We start from the raw sequence: 8597 nt of genomic DNA on the forward strand, positions 1-8597 counted from the left end.
CATGGAATGGTATGAAGTCGGCCTTGGCCTTTTGGGTCTGTTGATGTTGCTGATCGCCATCGGCTTGCCGATCCCCTTTGCCCTTGCGGCGGCCTCCTTGCCGTTCCTCTGGCAAATCCAGAGCTTTCAGACATCGCTTGTCTCGTCGCAGCTTAAACTCTGGGGGGTGTGGATCGACTATATCCTTCTGGCGGTGCCGCTTTTCGTGTTCCTTGGCGAGTTGATCGGCAAGTCGAGCATCGGCCCCAACCTCTATCAATTCCTGCATCAGGGCGTGCGCATTCGCGGCTCTGCTGCTTACGGCTCCATCGGGGCCTGCGCCGGGTTTGGCGCGGTGTGTGGCTCGTCGATGGTGGGCGCCCTGACGATTGGTGGCGTGGCCTTGCCGGAAATGCTTCGGCTTGGCTATGGCAAACGCCTGTCGGCGGGGGTTCTGGCGGCGGGGGGCACGCTTTCGGTGCTGATCCCGCCGAGCCTGATCCTGCTGTTTTACGGCATTGTCACCGACCAGAGCATTGGCGATCTGTTCATCGCCGGCGTCATTCCGGGGCTGGTGCTTGTCACGGCCTTCGTTCTTGTGGTGTTGGTTTGGGGCATCCTGCGCCCGCAGGACATTCCCGATAGCGAAGACGCGATGCGCATGCCGCTGATGCAGATACTGGCGACCGTCGGGCCGATCCTGTTGATCGGTCTGGTGATCACTGTCGCGATTTATGCCGGTATCGCCACCCCGACCGAGGCCGCCGCCGTCGCCGCCCTGTTGACCGTCGCGCTTGCGTTTGGGGTTGGCGGGCTGACCTGGCAGGGCTTCAAAGAGGCGATTTTCGCGACCATGCGGACCATGGGCTATCTTGGCCTCTTGCTGTCGGCGGGGGTGCTGTTTGGGTTTGTTCTGACCTATTACCGGGTGCCGCAGCAATTCACCGAACTGTTCCTGAGCTTTGATCTTTCGCCCTATGTGGTGCTGATGATCGTGCTGGCGTTTTATATCGTGTTGGGGATGTTCCTGGAACCGGTCTCGATGACCTTCATCACCCTGCCGACGATCTATCCGCTGATGTCGGCGGCGGGCTTTGATCTGATTTGGTTCGGCGTGGTCTATACCATCACCATGGAGATCGCGGTTCTGACGCCGCCGGTGGGGCTTAACCTTTATGTCATTCAGGGCATCGGGCGCGGGCAGGTCACCATCGGTGATGTGATCATGGGCTGCCTTCCGTTCATCGGCGCGCTTGTGGCGTTGATTGCCCTCCTTATCCTCTTGCCGGAGACCGCCCTATGGCTGCCCGATCAGATGCGCTGAGCGCCGTGCCGATGGCCGTGCCGCAAAGCTATCGGCGGGCCGGGTCGGGGCCGGTGCTGGTGCTGGTGCATGGCTATCTTGGCGGTGCCGATCAATGGCAGGACATGATCGCACATTTCGCAGCTGACTTTGACGTGATCGCGCCCGATCTGCCCGGCTGTGGCGGCAACGCAGGCCTGCAGGGCCCCGACCGGATCGCCGATTTCGCGACCTCTGTTCTGGCCCTGCTGGACGCGCTTGACGTGACCGAGTTCACCCTTCTGGGCCACTCGATGGGCGGCATGATCGCGCAGGAAATGGCCCGGCTCGTGCCGGAGCGGGTCACGCGGCTTGTGCTTTATGGCACCGGCCCGCTTGGCCTGATGCCGAACCGCTTTGAGCCGATAGAGACCTCTCGCGAGCGCCTGCGCGCCGATGGGGTGGAAAGGACCATCGCGCGCATCGGCGCCACCTGGTTTCGCCATGGCACGGCGGGGCAGGGCTTTGATCTGGTGGCCTCGCTTGGCCGTCAGGCCAGCACCGCCACCGCATTGGCCGCGCTGGATGCGATGGCGCATTGGGACGGGCGCGCGGCGCTCGCCGAACTTGGCATGCCCGCGCTGGTGATCTGGGGCGACGGCGACCGGTCCTATCGCTGGCCGCAGGTTCAGGCGCTCTGGGAGGGGCTGGCCGATGTGCGCCTTGCGGTGGTGCCCGGCACGGCCCATGCCGCCCACCTTGAAAAACCCGCGCTGTTCAACATGCTTCTGGCGGATTTTCTGAGTGAGGCCTAAGCAGGGGGCGTGCCGCCCAGCTTTTGCGTAAGCTCGCGCGCGGCGTCGGCGACCTGTTTGCCGATCGCATCAAGCCGCGAATCCGGCAGGCGCGCCGCCAGCCCCGAGACCGAGATGGCGCAGGCCGCTTCGCCCTGCGCCGACCAGACCACCGCCGCAAGACAGCGCAGGCCGGTCACATGCTCTTCGTCATCAAGCGCATAGCCCTGCGCGCGGATGCGCTTGATATCAACCATCGCCGTGGTCAGGTTGCGATGCGAGCGTTTGGTCATCGGGTGAAACCCGGTGCGCGCCACGAAGGCGGCGATATCGGCGTCCTGCCAGGTGGCCAGGATCGCCTTGCCCATGCCCGAACAAAACGTCGGCACCCGCCCGCCCGGCGGCGAGATGGCGCGCATGATCTCGCGGCTTTCCACCTGGCTTATGGTCACAAGCTCGTCATGATCCAGGATGCCAAGATTGGCGGTCTCGCGCGTCAGATCCCGCAACCGGCGAAGATAGGGCAGGGCAGGGGCCACGAAATTATGCCGCCGCCCAAAGGCCGATCCAACCGCAAAGGCCTCGCGGCCCACATGCCAGAGCGCGCGATCCGGCTCGAACTGGCTGAAATTCTGAAGTTCGAGCGTGGTCAGAAGGCGATGTGCGGTCGACACGGCCAAATCCGCCTGACGCGCGATATCGCTTACGCGCAGGCCTTCGTCATTCTGGCTCAGGATTTTCAGAAGCCTGAGCGCGCGCGCAACGGATTGAACGCCCTCTGTCTTTGCATCACTCATTTCGGTATACCTTTCCATACAATGGAAAACATTTTTCCTTTTCTTACAAGTCCCGGATCGGTGCATTACCCCGCAGAATAAATAAAAGGAGACCGGATATGACCACATATGTTGAGCGCCACGGCCTGTCAGTTGCCGAACCTCTTGCCGCGCTGATCGAGAACGACGTCTTGCTGAATGTCACCGCCGATCAGTTCTGGTCCGGTTACGCCGCAATGCTGCGCGAGCTGGGGCCTGTCAATGCCGCCCTTCTGCAAAAGCGCGAGGATTTGCAGGCGAAGATCGACGCCTGGCACATCGCGCGCCGCGGTCAACAGATCGACGGCGAAGAGTACCGCGCCTTCCTGAGCGAGATCGGCTATCTTGTGCCCGAGCCCGAGGCGTTTGAAATGGGCACGCAGAATGTCGATGCCGAGATTGCCACCATCGCCGGGCCACAGCTTGTCGTGCCGGTGATGAACGCGCGCTTTGCGCTCAATGCCGCCAACGCCCGCTGGGGCAGCCTTTATGACGCGCTTTACGGCACCGATGCGATCGAAGGCACGCCCGAGGGCAAAGGCTTTGACGTCGCGCGCGGGGCCAAGGTTATCGCCTGGGTGCGCGCCCACCTTGATGCGGTTGCCCCGCTGGCGGCCGGATCATGGGCCGATGTCGAGGCCCTTGAGGTTGCGAATGGCGCGTTGGGCGTTACCACCAAGGGCGCGGCCACCGGTCTTACCGATGCTGCGCAATTCGCGGGCTACAAGGAAAACGGCAACGTCTTTTTGCGTGTGAATAACCTGTTGATCGAGATCGTCATCGACCGCACGTCGCCAATTGGCAAAACCGACCCGGCGGGCATTTCCGACGTCCGTCTGGAAAGCGCGCTGACCGCGATTCAGGATTGCGAAGATTCGGTTGCCGCCGTCGATGCCGAGGACAAATGCGTGGTCTATGGCAACTGGCTTGGCCTGATGCGCGGCGATCTCAATGAGGCGGTCGAAAAGGGCGGCAAGGTGATCACCCGTCGCCTGAACCCCGATGTCGATTACCTCGACCCCGCCGGCAATCCCGTGACCCATCCGGGCCGCGCGGTTCTTTTGGTGCGCAATGTCGGCCACCTGATGACCACCGATGCGGTGCTTCTGGATGGTCAGGAAACCCCCGAGGGCATGCTTGACGCCGCCGTTACCGTGGCCGCCGCGATGCATGATCTGGCCAATGCCGGTGCTGGCAATTCGCGCGCGGGCTCGGTCTATGTGGTCAAGCCCAAGATGCACGGCCCCGAAGAGGTTGCCTTTGCCGACACGCTTTACGGCCGCGTCGAGGATATCCTTGGCCTTGCGCGCAACACCGTCAAGCTTGGCGTGATGGACGAAGAGCGCCGCACCTCGGCCAACCTTCTGGCCTGCATCAAGGCCGTCAAGGACCGCTGCGTCTTTATCAACACCGGCTTTCTTGATCGCACCGGCGATGAAATCCACACCTCGATGCAGGCCGGGCCGGTCATCCCCAAGGGCGAGATGCAAGGCGCGATCTGGCTGACCGCTTACGAGGTCGGCAATGTCGATGCCGGGCTTGAGGCCGGCATGTCCGGCAAGGGCCAGATCGGCAAGGGCATGTGGGCCAAGCCCGATGCCATGGCCGAGATGCTCAAGGTCAAGATCGGCCACCCGAACGCCGGGGCCAATACCGCATGGGTGCCGTCGCCGACGGCGGCCACTCTGCACGCCACGCATTATCACCACGTCGATGTGCTGGCGCTTCAGCAAGAGCTGAAGGGGCGCAAAAAGGCCTCGCGCAGCGATCTTCTGACGCCGCCGCTGATGATCGGGCGCAATCTCTCGGGTGAAGAGATACAGCGCGAGCTCGACAATTCGTGCCAGTCGATCCTTGGCTATGTGGTGCGTTGGGTCGATCAGGGGATCGGCTGTTCCAAGGTGCCCGACATCAACGATGTGGCCCTGATGGAAGACCGCGCCACCCTGCGGATTTCGGCGCAGTATCTGGCCAACTGGCTTGTGCATGGCATCTGTACGCCCGAAGAGGTCGACGCCTCGTTGCGTCGCATGGCCCCTAAGGTCGACACCCAGAACGCCGGTGATCCGGCCTATGTGGCGATGGCGCCGGGCTTTGACGGGGTTGCCTTCAACGCCGCCCGAGACCTTATTTTCAAGGGTGTGGAACAGCCCTCGGGCTATACCGAGCCGCTGTTGCATGCCGCACGCCGTGTGGCCAAGGCCGCCTGAGGAGAGACCGACATGATGACGATCAAAAGACTGGACCTTGGCGATGCGGGCGTTCTGCTTGCGGGCGCGCGTGCCCGCGCCGCCGAAATCGGCGTGCCGATGTGCATCGCGATCACCGACGAGGGCGGCAATCTTGTCGCCTTCGAGCGGATGGATGGCGGCAAGGTGACCTCGATCACCATCGCCATCGACAAGAGCTTTACCGCCTCGGGCGCCAAGAAGGCGACCCACGAGTATGGCGAAGTCAGCCAGCCCGGCGCGCCGGTCTACGGCATCGCCTCGGCGATTGGCGGGCGCTTGATGGTGGTGGGCGGTGGCCTTCCGGTGGTGGTTGACGGCGATGTCGTCGGCGGTATCGGCGTTAGCTCGGGCACCCCGGCACAGGATCGCGATGTCGCCCAGGCCGGGATCGACGCGTTTCTGGCGGCGCAGGCCTAGGCAAGACCCCAAGATTTAAAACGCGGTCTCGCCCGATACTCCGGGCGGGGCCGCTTTGCGTCTATAGGCCGGGATCAGTGCCCCTGAACCGCCGACCAGATGCCGAAAAGCCCGACACAGACAAGGCTGAGCGCCCAGACCAGATCAAGGTTGAACCAGCCCCGCGACAGGAACTTGAGGCCAAGCCAGAAGTAGATCACCGTCGCGATCACCCCGCCCGCAAGCGTCATCGCAAGCGTATGCACCCCCGCCACGAGCAAGGCCGTCCCGAGCGTGCCTGTCATCAGGCTCTGCGCCGCCACATGGTCGGTCTCGCCGCCATTTGCCGTGCAAATCCCCAGAAAGATCGGCAAGAGCATCAACCCCGCCCCATGCGCCATCGCCGCAAGGAACGACCACAGCGCAAGCCGCGCCGGATGGACGCGCGCGAGAATTCTCGGGTGGCGCCGGTTGATCAGAAGATAGCCCCCCATCGCGACCACGATGAGACCGGCACCGATGCGGAGGCTGACCTGCCATTCCAGCAAGACCACCATCATCGAGAACGGCAACAGGATTGCCAGCATTGCAAGGAAATGACCAAGCGCCAAAAGCGCGAGCGCCGAGGCGAGCGCGCCATGGCGTCGCTCCATCAGGGCGGCCGAGACCGCCAACGGCCAGCCCATGCCCGGATTGATGCCATGATAGACGCCCGCAAAGACGACGGCCCCCCAGAGGGCCGTCACCGAAGACGGATCAGGGATCATTTAAACCGACGGGTAGCAGAAGCTGTCGGTCGAGCAATCGCCGCCCTCAAGGCGGATCTGATGCGCGCGCAGGCCCTTGGGGAAGTCGATGTAGAAATCCTTGTCCAGCGTCAGACCGCCGTTTTCCCCGACATGCGCCATCACCATCTGGCCGCCCTCGTCATTGGGATAGAACTGATCATCCCAGGTGGAATAGAGCGAGTTGGTCCAATAGACCCGTTTGCCGTCGCGGCTTATCTCGACCATCTGCGGGCCAAAGGCGAAATCGCCGCCGTTGGGGTGCTTGTGATGGGCCACGATGCCGCCAAGCTCGACCTTGCCGGCCAGAACCGGGTTCATCGGATCGCTGACATCATATTGATGCATTTCGCCAAGGCCCCAGCAGGCGACATAGAGGTATTTGTCGTCCAAACTCAGGTCGATATCGGTGACCAGAGGCGGCACCGCGCCAAACCCCTTGAGCAGGTCGGGAAGATCATCGGCATCGGCGGGAACCGGATCAATCGTGATCGTCTTTTTCGACTGCCAGACGCCATCGTCATCCCGCCACCAGGTAAAGATCGCGCCCTGAAGGTTGGTGGTATCCACCACCACGCCACAAAAGCCGTATGATTTGGTCGGATCGTGTGCGGGACGGATTTCAAGCGCCATCTGGTGGTTTTCGCCAAGGTCCATCGTCTGGATGTTCTTGCGCCCCCGCAAATCCCAGAAGTGGATCGAATGGCCATATTTGTTGCTCAGCAAATCCTCGGGTACGATGCCATTCTCGAACTGTGGCGGCAGGCCCCATTCCGAGCTGACCATGTAATCCTGTGGCAGGTTCCACCAGAAATCGTAATGCTTGTCCTGCTTGCCGCGATCCATCTCGTAGCGGCCGATGATCTCGAAGGTTTCGCAATCCATGATGAAGATGCCCGGCGGACCGTCGGTGCCATCGGGGCCACCGCCACCAAGGGTCGAGACATAGATGCCCTCGGGGCCGCAATGGATCGTATGAGGGCGCGAATACCCCGTCTTTTCAAAGAGTTCTTCGGGCTCGATCGTCTTGTGAATATGCGCCTTGAGGGGGTCTTTCACGTCGATGATATAGATCCGCGACGACCGGATGCCGGGCACGATCAGATAGCGGCGTTCAAGAAATGCATGTCCCGAAAGCGGCGACAGGGACGACGAACAGGCATTCCAGCCAAAGTGGTGAAACTCGTCGCCCTTGTTGGGCACGATCACCTGATGCACGATCTGCCCATAGGTCTCGGAACCGGGTTTGAGATCGACAACCGCGATCCCGTCCGATTGCGAGCCATCCGGGCTAAGCATCACCGTAAAGGCGTAATTCTCGACCGGGGCCTGCATCGCAAGCTTGGCGGATGCGTGAAAGGTGGGGTCTGGTCTCAGGGTCATTTCTCTACCTCCCAATAGAAATCTGGCCTCCATCTGGAGGATCTTGTTTTGACCGAAAAGAGCCACCCCTGCGCAAAAGCGCCGAGCTGACTCGTTCTGCGTGTTTTTTGTAGCATAGGTTTGCGTTTTGCGCGGAACGCTTTTCGGGGCCGCGCATTGGGGCTGGCGTGGGGCGCGGTCGGTATCCGATGCCCCAGATTGGACCAATGCAATTCTTATTCAAGACACATTCGTTTTTCAGTATCCACGCCGTGGAGCAAACCCTCCGACTTCCAGTCGGACCCGCTTCAGCGTGAAAGAATCGCTTTATGATCGTACCCTCAGAAAAATGAGCCGCAGCCGGGTCGGAGGCTCATTTTTCTGAGGGTACGATCATGCAATATGACACCGGCATGTTGAATGTCACTCAAAACTGACCCGGTAGCGGTCAGAATTGTCACTGAGAACTGACCCATGTGCAACCTTGCCCCTGACGGGATTTGTCGGGGGTTATTGGAGTGATAGACATGGGATTTTTGAGCGTAATTCGTCGATGGGCACTGAGGGACAAGATGCCCATTCGCGAGATTTCACGGCGGACAGGACTGTCTCGCAACACCATCAGGAAGTATCTGCGGGCTGATATCGTTGAGCCCAGCTTCAAGACGCCGACGCGGCCAAGTAAGTTGGATCCGTTTGCGGAGAAACTTTCAGGCTGGTTGCTGACGGAGCAGCGCAAATCGCGCAAAGATCGGCGCACGGCCAAGCAGATGCATGCGGATCTGGTACATCTTGGCTTTGACGGATCGTATGAGCGGGTTGCGGCTGTTGATTGTCACTGAGAACTGACCCGGGATTGTCACCGAGACTTGACCCACCCAGTTGTTATGTTCTTTGCGTCATGATGGCGTCAATGCTGCTGTCTCCTTTCGTTTCTTTTTCGCTGTCTCGGA

The 8597-nt window shown here is 61.3% G+C and carries 7 protein-coding genes and 1 pseudogene; 5 read left to right on the forward strand and 3 right to left on the reverse strand.

The features are described from left to right. The first annotated feature begins 1 nt into the window (after position 1). Positions 2-1303, forward strand: coding sequence for a TRAP transporter large permease (locus tag ROG8370_RS08335; RefSeq protein WP_085826619.1), 1302 nt, complete (start codon positions 2-4; stop codon positions 1301-1303). Continuing rightward, complete coding sequence (locus ROG8370_RS08340) at positions 1279-2076, forward strand: alpha/beta fold hydrolase (protein WP_085826620.1); 798 nt, start codon at positions 1279-1281, stop codon at positions 2074-2076. The genes ROG8370_RS08335 and ROG8370_RS08340 overlap by 25 nt, the downstream gene beginning before the upstream one ends. On the opposite strand, the gene ROG8370_RS08345 is transcribed toward ROG8370_RS08340, so the two are convergent. Then, positions 2073-2852, reverse strand: coding sequence for an IclR family transcriptional regulator (locus ROG8370_RS08345; RefSeq protein ID WP_085826635.1), 780 nt, complete (start codon positions 2850-2852; stop codon positions 2073-2075). The genes ROG8370_RS08340 and ROG8370_RS08345 overlap by 4 nt on opposite strands. Positions 2853-2950: 98 nt before the next feature. Here ROG8370_RS08345 and ROG8370_RS08350 point away from each other — a divergent pair, with 98 nt between their 5' ends. Together ROG8370_RS08350 and ROG8370_RS08355 are read left to right on the forward strand one after the other, a co-directional pair. Next, entirely contained in the window at positions 2951-5080 is a 2130-nt protein-coding gene (locus ROG8370_RS08350) for a malate synthase G (RefSeq protein ID WP_085826621.1), read from the forward strand. A 12-nt stretch (positions 5081-5092) separates the two neighbouring features. Further along, positions 5093-5518: a GlcG/HbpS family heme-binding protein gene (locus ROG8370_RS08355; protein WP_085826622.1), complete on the forward strand. Its 426-nt coding sequence runs from the start codon at positions 5093-5095 to the stop codon at positions 5516-5518. 74 nt (positions 5519-5592) lie between these two features. Here the strand turns inward: ROG8370_RS08355 and ROG8370_RS08360 are convergent, their stop codons facing one another. Both ROG8370_RS08360 and ROG8370_RS08365 read right to left on the reverse strand, forming a co-directional pair. Further along, positions 5593-6264, reverse strand: coding sequence for a hypothetical protein (locus tag ROG8370_RS08360; protein WP_085826623.1), 672 nt, complete (start codon positions 6262-6264; stop codon positions 5593-5595). Then, positions 6265-7665, reverse strand: coding sequence for a selenium-binding protein SBP56-related protein (locus ROG8370_RS08365; RefSeq protein WP_085826624.1), 1401 nt, complete (start codon positions 7663-7665; stop codon positions 6265-6267). Positions 7666-8171: 506 nt separating this feature from the next. Here ROG8370_RS08365 and ROG8370_RS08370 point away from each other — a divergent pair. Continuing rightward, positions 8172-8471: pseudogene (locus tag ROG8370_RS08370) on the forward strand (IS21 family transposase); the annotation flags it as partial. Positions 8472-8597 lie beyond the last annotated feature (126 nt).

This window comes from Roseovarius gaetbuli (assembly GCF_900172365.1).
Taxonomy (GTDB): domain Bacteria; phylum Pseudomonadota; class Alphaproteobacteria; order Rhodobacterales; family Rhodobacteraceae; genus Roseovarius; species Roseovarius gaetbuli.

What these genes read in the sequence shown, in the direction of transcription:
- ROG8370_RS08335 (WP_085826619.1), top strand. Translation starts at nt 2, where the DNA reads ATGGAATGGTATGAAGTCGGCCTTGGCCTTTTGGGTCTGTTGATGTTG.
- ROG8370_RS08340 (WP_085826620.1), top strand. Translation starts at nt 1,279, where the DNA reads ATGGCTGCCCGATCAGATGCGCTGAGCGCCGTGCCGATGGCCGTGCCG.
- ROG8370_RS08345 (WP_085826635.1), bottom strand. Translation starts at nt 2,852, where the DNA reads ATGAGTGATGCAAAGACAGAGGGCGTTCAATCCGTTGCGCGCGCGCTC.
- ROG8370_RS08350 (WP_085826621.1), top strand. Translation starts at nt 2,951, where the DNA reads ATGACCACATATGTTGAGCGCCACGGCCTGTCAGTTGCCGAACCTCTT.
- ROG8370_RS08355 (WP_085826622.1), top strand. Translation starts at nt 5,093, where the DNA reads ATGATGACGATCAAAAGACTGGACCTTGGCGATGCGGGCGTTCTGCTT.
- ROG8370_RS08360 (WP_085826623.1), bottom strand. Translation starts at nt 6,264, where the DNA reads ATGATCCCTGATCCGTCTTCGGTGACGGCCCTCTGGGGGGCCGTCGTC.
- ROG8370_RS08365 (WP_085826624.1), bottom strand. Translation starts at nt 7,665, where the DNA reads ATGACCCTGAGACCAGACCCCACCTTTCACGCATCCGCCAAGCTTGCG.